The organism is Henriciella litoralis (assembly GCF_002088935.1).
GTDB lineage: Bacteria > Pseudomonadota > Alphaproteobacteria > Caulobacterales > Hyphomonadaceae > Henriciella > Henriciella litoralis.
In genome coordinates, this window is sequence record NZ_NCSS01000006.1 from 875,238 (window position 1) to 891,886 (window position 16,649).

The 16,649-nt window shown below is 59.7% G+C and carries 17 protein-coding genes; 3 read left to right on the plus strand and 14 right to left on the minus strand.

All coding sequences use genetic code 11. The annotated features are described in order from the left end of the window. Nucleotides 1-206 precede the first annotated feature (206 nt). From B8783_RS07900 to B8783_RS07955, 12 genes are all read right to left on the minus strand, one after another. Nucleotides 207-1,955, minus strand: coding sequence for a Na(+)/H(+) antiporter subunit D (locus B8783_RS07900; protein ID WP_084419640.1), 1,749 nt, complete (start codon nucleotides 1,953-1,955; stop codon nucleotides 207-209). Continuing rightward, nucleotides 1,952-2,338, minus strand: coding sequence for a hypothetical protein (locus tag B8783_RS07905; RefSeq protein ID WP_084419641.1), 387 nt, complete (start codon nucleotides 2,336-2,338; stop codon nucleotides 1,952-1,954). Before B8783_RS07905 ends, B8783_RS07900 begins: the two co-directional genes overlap by 4 nt. Continuing rightward, the gene (locus B8783_RS07910; protein WP_084419642.1) at nucleotides 2,335-3,816 is read right to left on the minus strand and encodes a proton-conducting transporter transmembrane domain-containing protein; all 1,482 of its coding nucleotides are present in this window, start codon (nucleotides 3,814-3,816) and stop codon (nucleotides 2,335-2,337) included. Before B8783_RS07910 ends, B8783_RS07905 begins: the two co-directional genes overlap by 4 nt. Beyond that, nucleotides 3,813-5,348: a monovalent cation/H+ antiporter subunit D family protein gene (locus B8783_RS07915; protein WP_169711739.1), complete on the minus strand. Its 1,536-nt coding sequence runs from the start codon at nucleotides 5,346-5,348 to the stop codon at nucleotides 3,813-3,815. Before B8783_RS07915 ends, B8783_RS07910 begins: the two co-directional genes overlap by 4 nt. After that, nucleotides 5,345-5,893 carry a cation:proton antiporter subunit C gene (locus tag B8783_RS07920; protein WP_084419643.1) on the minus strand — a complete coding sequence of 183 codons (549 nt, stop codon included), beginning with the start codon at nucleotides 5,891-5,893 and terminating at the stop codon, nucleotides 5,345-5,347. Before B8783_RS07920 ends, B8783_RS07915 begins: the two co-directional genes overlap by 4 nt. After that, entirely contained in the window at nucleotides 5,893-6,354 is a 462-nt protein-coding gene (locus tag B8783_RS07925) for a Na(+)/H(+) antiporter subunit B (protein ID WP_084419644.1), read from the minus strand. Before B8783_RS07925 ends, B8783_RS07920 begins: the two co-directional genes overlap by 1 nt. After that, nucleotides 6,354-6,947 (minus strand): DUF4040 domain-containing protein, encoded by a 594-nt coding sequence (locus tag B8783_RS07930; protein WP_084419645.1) that lies wholly within the window; start codon nucleotides 6,945-6,947, stop codon nucleotides 6,354-6,356. The genes B8783_RS07925 and B8783_RS07930 overlap by 1 nt, the downstream gene beginning before the upstream one ends. Continuing rightward, a complete protein-coding gene (mnhG, locus tag B8783_RS07935; RefSeq protein WP_084421987.1) occupies nucleotides 6,944-7,306 on the minus strand; it encodes a monovalent cation/H(+) antiporter subunit G in 363 nt (120 codons plus the stop codon). Before mnhG ends, B8783_RS07930 begins: the two co-directional genes overlap by 4 nt. After that, nucleotides 7,299-7,610 carry a monovalent cation/H+ antiporter complex subunit F gene (locus B8783_RS07940; protein WP_084419646.1) on the minus strand — a complete coding sequence of 104 codons (312 nt, stop codon included), beginning with the start codon at nucleotides 7,608-7,610 and terminating at the stop codon, nucleotides 7,299-7,301. The genes mnhG and B8783_RS07940 overlap by 8 nt, the downstream gene beginning before the upstream one ends. Continuing rightward, nucleotides 7,607-8,104 (minus strand): Na+/H+ antiporter subunit E, encoded by a 498-nt coding sequence (locus B8783_RS07945; protein WP_084419647.1) that lies wholly within the window; start codon nucleotides 8,102-8,104, stop codon nucleotides 7,607-7,609. Before B8783_RS07945 ends, B8783_RS07940 begins: the two co-directional genes overlap by 4 nt. 85 nt (nucleotides 8,105-8,189) lie before the next feature. Next, nucleotides 8,190-9,413 carry a DUF2336 domain-containing protein gene (locus B8783_RS07950; protein WP_084419648.1) on the minus strand — a complete coding sequence of 408 codons (1,224 nt, stop codon included), beginning with the start codon at nucleotides 9,411-9,413 and terminating at the stop codon, nucleotides 8,190-8,192. 67 nt (nucleotides 9,414-9,480) lie between these two features. Beyond that, nucleotides 9,481-9,960 carry a hypothetical protein gene (locus B8783_RS07955; protein WP_084419649.1) on the minus strand — a complete coding sequence of 160 codons (480 nt, stop codon included), beginning with the start codon at nucleotides 9,958-9,960 and terminating at the stop codon, nucleotides 9,481-9,483. A 179-nt stretch (nucleotides 9,961-10,139) separates the two neighbouring features. Here B8783_RS07955 and B8783_RS07960 point away from each other — a divergent pair, with 179 nt between their 5' ends. Beyond that, nucleotides 10,140-11,576 carry an MFS transporter gene (locus B8783_RS07960; RefSeq protein ID WP_084419650.1) on the plus strand — a complete coding sequence of 479 codons (1,437 nt, stop codon included), beginning with the start codon at nucleotides 10,140-10,142 and terminating at the stop codon, nucleotides 11,574-11,576. A 36-nt stretch (nucleotides 11,577-11,612) separates the two neighbouring features. On the opposite strand, the gene B8783_RS07965 is transcribed toward B8783_RS07960, so the two are convergent. Both B8783_RS07965 and B8783_RS07970 read right to left on the minus strand, forming a co-directional pair. Beyond that, the gene (locus tag B8783_RS07965) at nucleotides 11,613-13,127 is read right to left on the minus strand and encodes a vWA domain-containing protein (protein WP_084419651.1); all 1,515 of its coding nucleotides are present in this window, start codon (nucleotides 13,125-13,127) and stop codon (nucleotides 11,613-11,615) included. A gap of 162 nt (nucleotides 13,128-13,289) precedes the next feature. Continuing rightward, on the minus strand, nucleotides 13,290-14,204 hold the full coding sequence (locus tag B8783_RS07970) for a crotonase/enoyl-CoA hydratase family protein (protein WP_084419652.1): 915 nt from the start codon (nucleotides 14,202-14,204) through the stop codon (nucleotides 13,290-13,292). 138 nt (nucleotides 14,205-14,342) lie between these two features. Between B8783_RS07970 and B8783_RS07975 the strand changes: the two genes are divergently transcribed. Both B8783_RS07975 and B8783_RS07980 read left to right on the plus strand, forming a co-directional pair. After that, complete coding sequence (locus tag B8783_RS07975; protein ID WP_139792300.1) at nucleotides 14,343-15,644, plus strand: Xaa-Pro dipeptidase; 1,302 nt, start codon at nucleotides 14,343-14,345, stop codon at nucleotides 15,642-15,644. Nucleotides 15,645-15,661: 17 nt separating this feature from the next. Further along, nucleotides 15,662-16,588, plus strand: coding sequence for a sterol desaturase family protein (locus tag B8783_RS07980; protein WP_084419653.1), 927 nt, complete (start codon nucleotides 15,662-15,664; stop codon nucleotides 16,586-16,588). Nucleotides 16,589-16,649: the final 61 nt, after the last annotated feature.

Genomic DNA, 16,649 nt, shown 5'->3' on the forward strand with positions numbered 1-16,649 from the left:
TCACTCCACGTATTGCAGGGCCTACCACCTCACCATGATGACCACAGTGCGTGTAAATCCAATAAAGCAGCTTAGAGATTTCCCGAAAACAGGAAAAACGCAGGCGCTTAACCTATGTTACTTAAACTGCTGCTAATTAATGCTTGGGACAGCAAGCAGTTCCCCAGTCTAGGGACTGCAGCGCAGTGCGTTTTTTACGGCGATAGCTAGCGTATAAAGAACCCGATCAGCAATGCGAGCCCCAACAGGACCACGGTCCAGATGGCCATGCTGTTATAAAGACCGCCCTGGGCAAGCGTTCCACGGGGGCTGAAAGCCGCTTCGAGCCGCGAGAAGGTTCTAGCGCCCACACTGCCGACAACGGATGTCATCGTCGGCCCGACCTTATTCCAGACCCGGCCAGACCATGCAGCAAAGCCATAGCCCACTTTGCGGAACACGATGTCTGTGTCGAGGATGATCCCACGCTTCTCTGGCGGATACGCCCCGATCCGTTGAAGGACCGCAAAGGCGAACACGGCCAGCACAAGAAGCTGCATCTGCGTCAGGATATGGTCGCCCGTGTAAGGCTCATACCGCACAGTATATGGGTCGTTCGCATATGGCAGGATCGAATAGAGCCAGTTGAAACCAAAATTCGGGAAGAAGGCCGGCAAGCCAACGGCGATACAGATAAAGGCGGCAAGCCCCATCGCCAGCAGCATGTTGAACGGCGCTTCCTTGGGCCGTTTACCGCTATCATGCCCGAAGAAGGCAAAATACGGGATCTTGATGCCCGAATGCTCAAGCACACCGGCCGACGCGAAGAGCAGCATCAGCCACGGGATCAGGAAAGCGCCCCCAGCAACGGCGCTCATCGTCAGCGACTTGGAGACAAAGCCGGAGAAGAGCGGGAAGGCAGAAATCGATGCTGCCCCGATCAGACAGAAAACCGTCGTCCACGGCATCGTGCGGAACAGGCCGCCGAGTTCGGTCGCCTTGGTGGTGCCGACGCGGTAGAGGACTGCGCCCATGCTCATGAAGAGCAGCGACTTGTACATGATGTGGCAGAAGGCATGCGCCGCAGCGCCGTTCAGCGCCAGCGGCGTGCCGACACCGATCGCGCAGACCATGAAGCCGAGCTGATTGTTCAGCGAGAAGGACAGCACCTTGCGAAGATCGTTTTCAACGACGGCGAAGAAGACCGGATAGACTGTCATGATCGCGCCGATCCAGATGAGGCTCTGCTCACCAGCGAACGTACGTGCTAGCGCATAGATGGCGAGCTTCGTCGTAAATGCCGACAAGATGACGGTGCCTGTAACCGTGGCTTTCGGATAGGCGTCGGCCAGCCAGGTATGCAGGAAGGGGAAACCGGCCTTGATGCCAAACGCCAGGAAGACCAGCAGGACACCCGGATTGCCAAGCTCCAGCGCACGGATGCTCATATCGCCCGTGTCGAAATAGATCTGCATCGCGCCGAAGAGCAGCAGTACGCCCGAAAGAACGTGCAGGCCAAGATAGCGCATCCCGGCCTTGTAGGCAGCGCTTGTGCCCGACCGGAAGATCAGGAAGACCGACGTGACCGCCGTCAGTTCCCAGAAGACGAAAAGACTGATGAAATCGCCGCAAAAGGCGGCGGCCACAGCCGCGCCCATATACGCCATGCCCATCGAATCTTCGAGCTGGCTGTCCTGATGAAGGGCGTAGATCGCATTGATGAAGGCCGCAATCAGGAAGGCAAGGCCGAAGATGAAGGAGAGGGAATCGACCCGGTAGAAGACAAGGTCGAAGCCAAGCATGCTCATCGATGCGAGATCGGTTTCACGCGGCGCGGCCAGCAGGAGCGCCAGGCCGATAAGCGGCGCAGCCAGCGCGAGGCCCTGGCGCACGCGCTGAACCGGCGTCACACCGGCAATCAGACCAGCGAGGATCAGGATCAGACCTGGATTGATCGAGGAGATGAGCGCGCTCATGGGTGCGGCTCCGTGCCTGCAGGCTCTTCTTCGTCTTTGTAATAGTCTTCAGAGCGGCGCAGCAGCTTGCCAAGCGGCCAGCCCGCCAAGACGACCAGCGAAAAGGACGCAAAGCCCCACATCGCGTAGAAGGCCGTCACCCCGTCGATCGCAAAATAGCTATGGCGGAAATGATGCCCCTCGCCCGACAGCGCCTCCAGCAGCGGCTCAAGGCCGATGAGAATCACGGACAGGACGGCCAGCGTCCAGAAAACCATTTTTCCAGCCCACGGCTTTGTCGTCCAGCCGAACAGGAATTTGGCAGCCGGCGTTGTATGGGACTCGTCCGGCAACTGGTGTTCCCCATGGTCGCTGAGGTGCGGGGGTTTCACATTATCGCTCATGGCTGGCCTCCAATAGCGGGCAGCAGGAAGTCATAGAGTTGGCCCATCGCGAAGAACAGGACGAGCGTACCGAACGCGGTAAAGACGGGCGCGGCAACGGTCAGAACAGGTGCACCATCCGGCCGCTTGTAAGGCGCAGGCTCCCCTCCCCCTTTTGGCGGCATCAGCCCCAACACCGCAATCGGCAGAAGGTAGGCAATGTTGAGGAGTGACGAGATGATGAGCACCCACGCGACATAGACATCGCCGCTATCGGCTGCACCGAGCATCAGCATGACTTTCGGCCAGCCGCCCGCGAGCGGCGGAAGGCCGATGATCGACAATGAGCCAACCAGAAACGCGCCGAACACCCAGGGCATCCGTCGGCCAAGACCGCGCATTTCAGAAATCAGCTTCTTGCCGGTCGCGACATAGATCGCGCCAGCACACATGAAGAGCGTCATCTTGCCAAAGGCGTGGGCCGGGATCTGCAGCGCCCCGCCCATCATGCCAGCCTGATTGGCGAGCATGACACCTGCAGTCACATAGGCGAGCTGGCCGACCGTCGAATAGGCAAGACGGGCTTTCAGATCATCCTTGGTGAGCGCAATGAGGGAGGCAACGACGATCGTGAAACAGGCCACGGCCAGAACAAAGTCCCGCGCCGGCGTCTCTTTCAGCAAATCAAAGCCAAAGACGTAGAGACCAACTTTGGCCATCGTGAACACACCGGCCTTCACAACCGCCACAGCGTGAAGCAATGCGGACACGGGTGTCGGCGCAACCATCGCGTTTGGCAGCCAGAAATGGACAGGCATCAGTGCGGCCTTACCAATCCCGAACGCAAACAGGATGAGCAGCGCGCTGGATATGACCGGCGTCAGGCCTTGAGCCCCGGCCAGCAATCCGCCCGGCACGAAGTCCAGGCTGCCGGCGAGCGTCGCGGTCCAGATGATCGCGACGAGGAAAAGGCCAATCGATGTTGCCAGAAGCGTCATCAGATAGATGCGCGCACCGCGCATCGCATTTTCGTCTCCCTTGTGTGCGACCAGCGGGAAGGTCGACAGGGTCAACACCTCGTAGAAGACGAACAGAGTGAAGAGATTGCCCGCCATGGCGACACCCATTGCGCCGAGCAGCGCAATTGCAAAGCACATGTAGAAACGCGTCTGATGGCGCTCTTTATTGCCGCGCATATAGCCGATGGAATAGAAACTATTGACGATCCACAGGCCGCTCGCGACCAGCGCGAACATGGCGCCAAGCGGCTCCAACTTGAAGCCAAATTCCAGCCCCGGAAGAGCGGTGCCGAGCATCGCCTCAGCTGGGTTGCCTGTCGCAACAGAATACGCGAGCGCGCACGCGACCGCGAAGAGCGAGACCGCGCCAACAAGCGTAATGCCTTCGCGGACATTCGGCGCCTTGCCCGCGAGGAAAATGCCCACCGTCGTGACAAGCGGAATGATGAAGGCCGCAATAATCAGGGTCTCGCCGCTCATCGTGCACCTCCGATAAAGAGGCTCGCTGCCGCATCATTTGCGAGCCCGGCCACGAAGCTGCCCTGCACACCGATCCAGATGTTGGCAATCACAAGCACCCAAAGCGGGATGAGCAGCAATAGCGGCGCTTCCTTGTGCGCTTTCTGCGGATTGGCAGGCGCGCGGAAGAACACCGCTTCGAGGATGCGGCCCATATAGATCACCGCCAGAACGCTGGAGAACACCACAATCAACGCAGCCCACCACCAGCCGCTCTCAAGCAGCGCAGAGACCAGCGCGAACTTTGACTGGAAGCCTGCCGTCAATGGCACACCAATCAGCGACAGGGCCGCGATTGCAAATGCTGTCATTGTCCATGGAGCAGACCGCCCAAGGCCCCGGAAGTCATGAATGCGTGTGCCCTGATACGTCAGAACGACACCGGCAACGGCCATGAACAAGGCACCCTTGATGACCGCATGGTTCACGAGGTGGAACAGGCCAGCCGACACACCCGCGGCCGTGCCAAGCGAGATGCCCAGCAGCATATAGCCGACCTGAGCAACAGACGAATAAGCAAGCGTACGGCGTACATCCAACTGGAAGATCGCCTGGAACGAACAGGCCAGCATCGCCGCAATGCCCATCGGCGCAAGGATCAGCGACAGGCTCATGCCTTCAAACGCGAAATCGAGCGAGAAGACGCTGAACAGGAACCGCACCAGCGCGTAGATTGCGACCTTGGTGGCTGTCGCCGCCAGGAAGGCCGTCACAAAGCTTGGGCTGTAGGCATACGCATTCGGCAGCCACTGGTGCAGCGGGAACATCGCAGCCTTGAGGCCAAGCCCGACAAGGATGAACGCAAACCCGACCTGAACCACCCGGTTGCCGCCGACATCCTGTAGCTGAACGGCGAGGTCCGCCATGTTCAGCGTGCCCGTGGCGGCATAGAGAAAGCCGACGCCGACGACATAGAAGCTCGCGCCGATCGTCCCCATCAGGAGATAGTTCAGCGCGGCCGGAAGCGCGCGGCGGTCCCGTCCGGACCCCAGCGCGACCAGCACATAGGTCGCAATGGAGGAAAGCTCGAGGAAGACGAAGAGGTTGAACGCATCGCCCGTCGACGCGACGCCAAGCAGGCCCATGAAGCAGACTTGGAAAGCGGCAAAGAACATTGCGCGCTTTTCCTCGTTGATCTCGGCCTTGACGGTAGGCCAACCGAAAATGCTGGTGAGAAACGCAATCGCGCTCACCAGCATGATGATCAGCACGTTGAGGGAATCGATGCGGAATTCGATGCCATGCGGCGGCGCCCAGCCCCCCATCGAATAGGAGATGATAGCCCCGCCTTCGATGGACTGGACTTGTCCAAGCAAGACGATCGAAAGCAGCGCACACAGCCCGGTCACAAGGACTGTCAGCAACCACGCCAGGCGGCCAGCACCCGGCAGGAAAGCCGATATCGGGGCCGCCAGCAGCGGCAATAGCACAATCAATGCTGGCGCATGCGCTTGGGCCCAGGCCGGCGCGAGATTCATGATCCACTCAATCATGCTGGTGTCGCCTCGTCAGGGTGATCCTTAGCGTACTCGGCGCGCGCAACTTCGAGATCGATTTCGCGGATCTCGTCATTTTCGATGCTGCCATACGCTTCGCGGATACGAACCACGATGGCCAGCCCCACAGCGAGGGTCGCAACGCCAACAACGATCGCCGTCAGCATCAGGACGTGTGGGAGCGGGTTTGAGTAGACGTGTTCCATGCCGTGATGCGCCGCAGATGCTGCCCCATGCGCTGCATCGGCGGCGCCATGGGTCGCGTCCGTGGCGGCGTGGGTCGCATCAACAGCTTTGCTTAAGGCGCCCTCTTCAGCGTGATCACCGCCATGCCCCTTGGCATCGGCGCCAAACAGGATTGGCGCCGTCCCACCATCAATGCGGCTCAGCGTGATGTAGAAAAGGATGATCGAGGTCTGGAAGACCGAAAGCCCAACCAGCTTCTTGATCATGTTTGACGCTTCAAACAGCGTATACAGGCCGATCATCATCAAGCCGATGATCGCCCAGTAATTGCCGCGCTCAAGAACAAATTCGAGCATTACCAGTCCTCGTCCTTGATCTCGGTGACACGGCCAGCGAACGCATAAAAGATCGACAGCATCGACCCGGCGACCGCAAACAGCACGCCCAGTTCGACAATCAAAATTCCGTAGTGCTGACCATGGTGGCCGCCCGGCGGTTCGTTGAACAGGACATTATAGTCGAGATAGTTGCCGCCCATGATGAGCGCCCAGACACCAACGCCCGCATACAGGATGAACCCGAAGGCGGACAGAAAGCGGGCGAACACTGGCGGAACCGCGCGCATAGCCGGCGCAATTCCAAAAATCAGTGCGTATAGAATCACCGCAACAGCGAGGATGACGCCAGCCTGAAAGCCGCCCCCCGGCGAATAGTCGCCATGGAACTGAACATAGAGCGCGAACAGCGCGATGATCGGGATCAATGGCTTTGCGACAACGCGCAGGACAACGTGATGATCGGTACGGCTATTGGCCATCAGCCTTCACCTTTCTTCTTGCGCATCGTCGCCGAGAGTGACCGCTCACCGAAGCCAAGCAGCAGGATGACCGCCAGCGCCGCGGAAAACACCACGCCTGTCTCCCCGAGCGTATCAAAGCCCCGATAGCTGGCGAGGACAGCGGTCACGATGTTTGGAACGCCAATATCCTGCGGTGTCCGCTCGATATAATCGGTGCCGACATAGGTATTCGCCGGGCTGTCAGGGTCACCGAAGGCCGGCAGGTCAATCGATGCATAAATCAGCATGGCGCCGGTCGCGATGACGACGAGAAGTGGCACGATCTGGCGGGCCCGCGGCACGACCTTCGCCGTGCGAGACGTCAAAAGCATCGCCCCAAGCAATAGCGCCGTGGAAATGCCGGCGCCGACGGCGGCTTCTGTGAAGGCCACATCCACCGCATCCAGCGCAACGAACCAGGTCGCCGAGATCAGGGAATAGATGCCCGACAGCATCACAATGGCAAACAGGCTGCGCATCCGCGCGATTGCAACACCGACGACGAATAGCAGGCCGAGCAGAAGCACATTGATCAGGGCAATGGCGAGATCGGCGCCCTCATATCCGCTCATGACAGGTCCTCCCCTTCACCATCCTCGCTGCGGAGCCGGCCCGTCACAGGCTGAAGCCCAGCAGTATGCGCCGCATTTGCCAGCGCGTGCGAGCCGGTTGGCCCGGTCAGAAAAATAAACAGCCAGATCGCGGCCAGCTTGAACACGATGAGCCAGCTTGGCGCGAGAAACGCCATGCCCAGCAGCGCCAGCGTCACAGCCCCGGTATCGGTGATGCTGGCTGCGTGCAGACGGGTATAGAAATCTGGAAAGCGCAGCACGCCAACCGTACCGATCACGGCGAGCGCGGCCCCGGCAAGACACAGCAAACCACCGATAATCGGCTTGATCACCATCAGGATGTGGAGAAAATCAGACATCATCACTCCCCTGATCTGTGGAACGTGGCACCGGTCGGCGCAGCAAAGGCACCTGGAAAGAGCGGTAGCGGAAGAATTTCAGGATCGCGATGGTCGAGACGAAATTGATGAGGGCGTAGAGGACCGCAATGTCGAGAAAATCCGGACGACCCAGAACGAAGCCCAGAATGCCGATAAACAGCACGATCTTTGTGCCGAGCGAATTGACCGCCAGCACCCGGTCATAAAGCGTCGGGCCAAGCAAGGCGCGGATCAGCATCAGGCCAATCGCTACGACAAGCGCAATTGCAGCTACTCCCGTCATGCTGTTGCCTTCTTCTTCTGGCCACCGTCAGCCGCCGCCCAGGACCGCTCATCCATCTCATGGAAAGCTTCCGGAGCGGCTGATTCTTCGTAAAGCGCGTGGACGAGGAGCTTGTCGCCCTCCACCTCAATCGTCACCGTGCCGGGTGTCAGCGTGATGGAATTGGCGAAGATGGTTTTGGCCAGGTCGCTCTCACAGCGGGTCTTCACTTTAACAAGCGCCGGATTGATATCCAGATTTGCGCCGACACATGCCTTGATGACCGGCCAGTTCGCCTTGGCAATCTCGACAAGCAGCCAAGCCCAATAGCGGAAGATCTGGAATAACCGCAGGTATGGCGCGCCTTCGCGGTCTACCGTTTCCAGGCGGGCGGCGAGAATCACGACGATGACGACCGAAATCGCGCCCAGGGTCAGCATCATGCCCGTGTAGATGCCCGAAAGACCGAGCCAGAGTGCGACCAGCACTACGATCAGCCCCAGAAAATATCCCACGAGAGACCCGCTCCGCTATTGCTCCAAGAACACTCTGCGTCGCTGTTAATCGCTCAATTTCGATTTGGCCAGACCCTCTTCCAGTCTATCGACCGAAAACCAGTCGCGCTGTCCGCTGTGAAGCAGAAAAGCGCGTTTCATTGGACGCTTCTGTTGCATCTACTTCGCTAGTGTTGGGTTTACGCGGCGAGAAGGACGAGGAAAGTGACCAGTTCCAGTAGCGCAGCGTGGTCTGTGCCTTCGCCACTGCCAGCAACTCATAGGTCTCTTTCATGTACGCAAACTGAGGATGTGGTTCGCCATTCTCAAGCTCAAGCGGACGGCGCAAGGCCTGCCAGAGCATGGTCAGATAAGGACGTTTCAGGCCGGTTGCCTTGCACAGGACAGCCAGACCTTCCCCGCCCTGGTCACTCAGTATCTTGGCGATGGTGACGGGTTTGACGCCCGCCAGAAAACCGATTTCCTGTGCCAGCTCCGGGTCGAGGCCGCGCTCTGCCGCAACTTCAATGGCGTGCTCGAGGCTGTCATAGGGGCTTTTTTCTATGGCGGCCCGGTTTCTCTGACGCCGCTCAATCAGTTGGAGCGTCTTGCGAGCAACCTCATCGGCCCATTTCTCCTCAGCAGCCACCGCAAACACATCCGCGCAAAGATCGACAAGTTCGGTCCGGTCCGCAGCCTGACGCTGAAGGATCACACGCCGTGTTGCGCCACTCGACCACCAGAACATCGCCATCGCCTGGCTGGGAATGATTTCGAGCCGCTTGATGAGAAGACCCGGTAGTCCCTCAATTTTCCGGGAGTGACGGACAAGCTTGTCCATGCCCGCTTCAGAGATGCTCGAACCGGGATTGAGAAGCAAAGCTTTCAACACCGATGGCTCCTCACGTTCACACAGGCGCTCTGATACACTTGGACCGACCCGCTTGCGCTTGGCGATCAGCAAGCGGTGGTCGGTCGTGGTGTTGTCGACAAACTCGATCAGGTCGCCAGCATCGAAGCCTTCATTGTCCTCCAGCACGTGCCGGGCGACCTGAAAATCATTCATGGCGAGGTAACGCATGAGCCGACGCGGCGCTTCCCGCGTGACCTGAAGGCGTCGCGCACAGAATTCGCGATCTTCAACCGACGCGTAAAACAGCATTTCCAGAAGGATATCGCCGCCCATACAACGATCTTGCGGCGCAACTGCGGTCGCGGGCAGCGCGACGAAATCGATCAGACGACGCAGCAGCATGCGACGCGCACGACCGTTCACAGGAAGCTTTTGTGCCTCGTCGATATTCTCAATAATATTGTTGAGTTCAGCCATGACAGGTCCGGTCAAACGCTCGTCGGAATGCCTAAATGTCGCAGCTAGAAGTTAACAGGCCGTGAGGTCAGATGCGGCGTCCATCCCGACGGCGCCTGGAACGCGGATGCATGTAGAAGAGCAGGATTGATAGCGCCAGCATCGAAACGCCCAGCGCGAAGTGGCGTCCATAATCGGTCGAGCGCTCATCCGGGGCCAGCGACGCGGGGAGTTCACGCCCCAACACGTCCGGCAGGAGATGCGCAATCAGCGCGCAAGTCAGCAGCACCATGGAGACTACGGCCGCAGGTCGGCGTGAGGCGGGCACAAGCAGGAACAGGCACAGGACCAGCTCGATCAGCGCAACGACAACGCGGCCGGTCGGCTCGAGCAACGCAATTCCAGTCTTCTCGGCCATGGTCTGGAAGGCAACATTCTCGCCTGGCCTGTCAAACAGCTGGACAAAGCCTTCCGGCGGATCTGGCAGAGGGTGTATGGTTACCTGCAAGTACAAAAAGATGAGCACCAAAGCGAGGATCCAGCTTGCAAGATAACGAAGTCCTCTCATACGTGCGAATTCCTTCCGGCGCTGGTGCGGATATCCAGACGATAGTCCCCCACCGTTTCATGTACAATGAGATTGTCGCGCGCAGGAACCGGCGCCAATCGCAGCGGTCTGACTAATTTTGCTTTTATACTGAAGCCTGGCCTATACAGTCGTCGGGTTTTGGAGGACCAGCAGTTCCGATGAATGAAGAAGACCCATCGCTTGAAGAGCTGGAAGAGAACCGCACAGAGCAGGTGAAGTCACCGGTTAGCGGTCTCGACAGCGCGACCGGGGCTGGAGCCTCCCTCGAGCTGACCGCTCGTAACCTGTTCAACCGTCGAACGCACCGGCGGGTAAAGTCCGAACTTCCAGCTTATCTGATGATCCAGTGCAGCTGGTTCACGGCCTTCGGCCTGCAGATGGTCCTCTTCCCCTACCTCATCACAAACAGGTTGGGGCTTGGCGGGACGGAGCTGGGCCTTGCGAATATGGCGCTCTCTGCGCCGTCGGTCATTTTTCTCCTGCTTGGCGGCGTCATTGCGGAACGGGCCTCCGGCAAATCGCTTCTGTTTATCCTGCATCTGATGGCGGCCGTGCCGGCGGCGGGGCTCGCGATTGTCCTGACGACGGGCAATCTGATGTACTGGTATATGATCCTTTATGGCGCGGCGATGGGCACGGTTGGCGCGTTCATGATGCCTGCGCGCGATTCGATCATCAATGAAGTCGTCGAACGGCGGGCCCGCGTCGGCTCTGGCGTAACGCTACAACAAGGCGTTGCCTTCGCCACAATCGCCCAGTTTGCCGCGCAGATCGCCGGCCTGATCGCCGGCGGATATGCCGACAAGATGACGACAATGCCAACCTGGCTGGGCGGCTTTTCCGTCGGCCCGATTCCGAGTTGGGAACTGTTGGCGTTTCAGTCGATCATTGTCGCGCTCGGCGCGGGCTTTGCGCTGTTCCTGGCCAGGGGTCGTCGGGTCAAGACGGGGCGCTCTGGCGTGGGGGCCGCGTTCGGCGACATTCGCGAGGGGTTCCACGTCGTGTTTAATGACGGCAAGCTCTGGGGCATGACGGTGCTGATGTTCGGCGTTGGTATTTTCGTCATCGGATCGTTTCTTGTCGTTCTGCCGATCATCAACCGCGATATCTATGGGCTGTCCTCGGATGGCATCCGGGACATGTTCGTGACGTTCTGGCTCGGCGCGTTCGTCTCGTCGGTCACCCTGTCTGTTTTCCGCAATATCAAGCGACAGGGCCGCCTGCTTCTGGTCGCGCAGCTTCTTGGCTCACTCGCCATCCTGATCATGCTGGCGAAGCCGCCCCATTATGTGTTCCTGATGATCGTGTTCGCCTGGGGTCTGGCGGGCGGTGTGTCCATCGCGATGAGCCGTTCGATTGTGCAGGATGCGGCGCCGAAGAACCAGCTTGCCCGCGTCCTCTCGATCTATCAGCTCGGCTTCATGGCGGGCGCCCCGTTTGGGGCCGCGCTCATGGGCTGGATCATCGACTTTTTCCCGGAGCAGCCGCAGCGTGTCGCCGTGGTGCCCGCGCTCGGCATGACGGTGCTCATCATTTACATGATGCTGCGCACGCCGATCTGGAACATGAAGAATGTGGTCCCCAGCAAGGCCTAGGGACGCGCAGGCAAGCCCGCACGCCCCCATGGATTGCTAGCGAATGGTAAGCGGCTGGCTCGTCACGACGACCCGGCCTTCATTCCCGCCTTCGAGGATATAGCGAAGCTCGTAATTGCCAGGCTCAGACGGAGCGGTGATTTCGAGAACGTCGCCGTCGGCCGTATAGGCATAGGCCAGCTCTCCATATGTCTCCTCATAACCAGCCGGAACGACATCGACATAGTCGCCTGGCGAGCCGGGGCCTTCCCACTCCACGGTAAAGGTCTCACCGGCCGCTACGCTCGACGATGCCTGCAGCACCGCCTCAGCGTCGGTGACGTCAATTGTTGTCTTGTACTGGACAACGCGCCCTTCCGGCCCCTCCATGACGTAGCGGATCTGATATTCGCCGGGGGTGACCGGCATCCACAGCGTCGATGGGCTGGCATCGGTTGTGTAGAAATAGTTGATTTCGGAATTGGTGCGAGTCGCACCCGCCTCGATCACGTCGACATAATCACCCTCACCGGCTGGACCGGCCCAGACAACGATGATGCCCTCACCCGCTTTCGCGGTTGCGGGGGCCGAGACGAAGGTCGCAAGTTCGGTAACTGTGAGCGGGCGCGAGGCGGCGACGAGCCGGTCGCTGACGCTCTCACCTTCAGAAACATAGCGGACATTATAGCTACCGGGGCGCGCAGGCGCGCGGATGGTGAGCGGTGAGCCTTCGCTGACATATGTGTAAGAGGCTTCAGCGGTCGTCCGGTTTGTGCCGGTCTCCATAACGTCGATATAGTCCTTCGGACCCGGCGCGTCGGTGTTGGACCAGGTCACCTCGAAACTCGTACCCATTGCCACTTCATCGGGCGCTTCAAGGGTCACCGGCGGGGCATCGCGTTCAACCGGTGAGTCGAGGGCAATGTCTTCAGGTTGCAATACCGTCTGGTCGAGGGCCTTACCCAAGTCTTCGGCATTCGACGCATCAAAATAGCGCCCGCCCGTTTCAGCCGCGAGACAGGAGACCTGGCGGCCTTCATCCTTGGTCAGGCCGAAGCCGATCACATGCGTGGTAAAATCGACACCCGAGGCTTCCAGTTCGCGTCCGAGCGCGCATGGGTCGGCGTTGCAGGTCTCAAGGCCATCGGTCAGCAAGACGATGGTCGCCTTGCGTTCCTTGATCCGCATGACTTCAGCGGCCTTGCGAACGGCGTCGGTAAGCGGCGTCATGCCTTTCGGATTAAGCGAGCTCGCCGAGGAGACCACCTCCCCGACCGTGCCGATCGCCGGTTCGACCAGCGTTTCGATATCGCTGCAATCGCCCTTGCGCCGGTGGCCATAGGCGATCAGGCCCAGCTCGGTATCGGGCGAGAAGTCTTCCAGCGTGGAGGAGAGCGTCGAGCGGGCAATCTCAATCTTGGTCAGACCGTCGACCTGCCCCCACATGGAGCCCGACGCATCCAGGACGACCATTACGGCGCCCGGATCTTCTGAAGTTGCATCCTGCGCGGTCGCGTTTGACGCAAGCGCAATGGCGCTGGCAGCTGCCAGCATCAGTGTTTTCGATGTCATGGATTGAATTTCCTACCCAGTTATTTGTCCCGGTTTTATTTTTCCCGGCAATGGCAAAAGTGGCAAGCCAAAAACGAACTGGTCAGGAAACACCCCCGCGAAATGAGCCGGAGCTGGATAGCTGGCGGGCGACCCGATGAGCCGCCCGCTGCGAAATTGGCGTCAGCTGCCCTTCTTGGAAATCCACTTGAAGTCCTTCTCATCCCACCATGGGAAGAAGGTCGGCATGCCCTCGGAGACTTTGACCGTGTATTCGGCAGGACGCTTCTCGAGGAAGCTCATCACGCCTTCTTTTGCATCCGGTGACTGGCCGCGCTCATAGATGGCGGCAGAGTCCACGATGTGCGCGTCCATCGGGCTGGAAGCGCCGAGCATCCGCCACATCATCTGACGGGTGAGCGCGTTGGACACAGGCGCTGTGTTGTCAGCGATTTCACGCGCGAGCTCATTGGCGCGCTTCATCAGGTCCGCCTGCGGCACAACTTCAGAAACGAGACCGCCAGCGAGCGCTTCGGATGCCGGGAAGACGCGGCCTGTATAGCACCATTCCAGCGCCTGGGAGATACCGACGAGACGCGGGAGGAACCAGCTTGAGGCCGCTTCCGGATTAATGCCGCGGCGATTGAAGACGAAGCCGAAGCGGGCATTGTCCGACGCGATGCGGATATCCATTGGCAGCTGCATCGTCACACCAATACCGACAGCCGCGCCATTGATCGCGCCGATGACCGGCTTCAGGCTTTCGAAGATACGAAGGGTCACGCGGCCACCGCCGTCCCGCTGTACGTCGACGCGCTCGGTGCGGCCAGCTTCGCCGGAGGATGAACGGGCATCGTAGTCGAATGTCTTGGCACCTTCGGAAAGGTCAGCGCCGGCGCAGAAGGCGCGTTCGCCGTCACCAGTGACGATCACGACTTTCACGTCATCATCGGCATCGGTCATGTCGAAAGCAGAGATCAGCTCCTGCATCATCTTGCCGGTGAAGGCGTTCATCTTTTCCGGACGGTAGAGCGTGATCGTTGCGACGCTGTTCTCCACGTCGAGCTTGATCTGTTCGAAATTACCTTTTGAAGCCATCTGGCGGTCTCCCTTTCATTGATTCCGCCTCAGAGAAGGGCACTGACGTAAGGGTCGTCAAGCATTCTTCCGTTGCACTTGACCACAGCTGCTAAAGCGCGGGACATATCACCTGCCCCCAATTGACAGGATGACACCATGAAGCTGCACACCTCGCTCATCGCCGCGCTTGCAATCACAACCATTTCGCCTGTGACCGCGGCGGCGCAGTCGGTCTATCTGACGGCTGGCAAGCTGATCGATCCGGTATCCGGGCAGACGGTGAGCGATCCTGCCATGGTCATCGAAGATGGCGTCGTGACAGAGCGCGGAACGGCGAGCAGCCTGAGCGCTCCGGACGGCGCGACGACCATCGATCTTGGTGATGCGACGCTGATGCCCGGCTTCATCGACATGCACACGCACCTCACCGGTGATCCGACGACGGGCGGCTATGCCTCGCTCGCCATCTCCGATGAGCGTGCGGCCATCACTGGCGTCAAGAATGCGCGGCTGACGCTGCTCGCGGGTTTCACCACGGTGCGCAATGTCGGCGCCGACAGCTATGGTGATGTCGCGCTGCGCGATGCGATTAATGACGGCGAGGTGCCGGGCCCGCGCATGTTTGTATCTGGACTTCCGGTTGGCATTACGGGTGGGCATTGCTCCGATAATAATCTGCTGCCTGATGAGTACGAAAGTTTTGGCGAGAACGTCGCGGCCGGGCCGTGGGAGATGCGGGACCGGGTTCGCAAGAACATCAAATACGGTGTCGACCTGATCAAGACGTGCTCGACGGGCGGCGTCTTCTCCAAGGGCACGACGCTGGGCGCGCAGCAGGGCACGATTGAGGAACTGACGGCCATCGTCGAGGAAGCCCATGCGCGCGGCCTCAAGGTTGCCTCTCACGCCCATGGCACCCAGGGCATCAAGAACGCGCTCATCGCCGGGGTCGATACGGTCGAGCATGCGAGCATTCTGGACGATGAAGCCATTCAGATGGCGAAGGATCGCGGCACGTATTTCTCCATGGATATCTACAACACTGAATACACGCTGGCCGAAGGCGAGAAGAATGGGGTGCTACCGGAGTCGATGGACAAGGAGCGCCAGATTTCCCAGCTGCAGCGCGACAGTTTTCGCAAGGCGACGAATGCCGGCGTGAAGATGGTCTTCGGCTCTGACTCTGGGGTTTACCCGCACGGCGACAATGGCAACCAGTTCTCCCGGATGGTGACGTATGGGATGACGCCGATGCAGGCCCTGCAGGCGGCGACCTCCTCGGCGGCCGAAGCGCTCGGCAAGACCGGGCAGCTTGGCTGCGCCGATGTCGGCTGCGCGGCGGACTTCGTTGCGGTGAGCGGTGACCCGATTGAGGACATGCAGATCCTTGCAGATGTCGACTTTGTGATGAAGGGCGGCGAGGTCTATAAGCAAGACGGAAAACCCCTCGCCAAATAGGTTGGACCCGTCTGCACATGCCTGAGTTCCCGTCGCCAACAACGCTTGCCGCGCCGGCCTTTGTGCTGGCCGTCATCTGGGAATGGTGGGCTGTTCACACGGGCCGCGCGGGCGGAAAGTATGAAACGCGCGATGCGATCACCTCGATGGCGATGGGGATCGGCAATCTGGTGGTCAACACGCTAACCGGCGCGATTGCGCTCTGGATGATGATGCTGGCCTGGCCTTTCCGCATTGCGGAGATACCTGTGACCTGGTGGAGCCTTATCCTCCTCTTCGTACTCTATGATCTGATCTACTACTGGAAGCATCGTTTTGCTCACCGGATCAGATGGTTCTGGATGGAGCATGTGACGCACCATTCCTCGCGCCATTACAATCTGACGACGGCGCTGCGCCAGCCATGGTTCGGGCCGTTCACGGGCTATATCTGGATCGGGCTGCCGCTGGTTCTGATCGGCTTCCATCCGCTTTACATCTTCTTTGCTGGTGGGCTGAACCTCCTCTATCAATTCTGGATCCATACGGAGACCATTGGCCGGATGCCGGGCTGGTTTGAGGCTGTGATGAACACGCCTTCGCATCACCGCGTCCATCACGGCATCAACCCGCGTTATCTCGACACCAATTATGCTGGCGTTTTCATCGTGTGGGACAAAATGTTCGGCACCTTCGTCCCCGAGCTTGAGAGCGACCCGCCCGTCTATGGCATCGTCAAACAGCTTGAGACCCACAATCCGCTGGTCGTCGCCTTTCATGAGGCTGGCGGCCTCGCCCGTGACTGCTGGCGCGACGGCCTTCGGCCCGACCGCTGGGTCCGTCGCTTCATTAACGGCCCCGGCTGGCAGCCCAATGGTGAGCACACTCGCTCAGATGAGCTGAAGGCCGCCTATATCGCCGAACACCCCGATCAGGCCGGAACGCCGGGTCTGCCGAAAGTCTGACCCCTTTTCAACAGACGATCGGTCGCACGGTGGAACCTTTGCACCCTCGGTCGCTTCACTC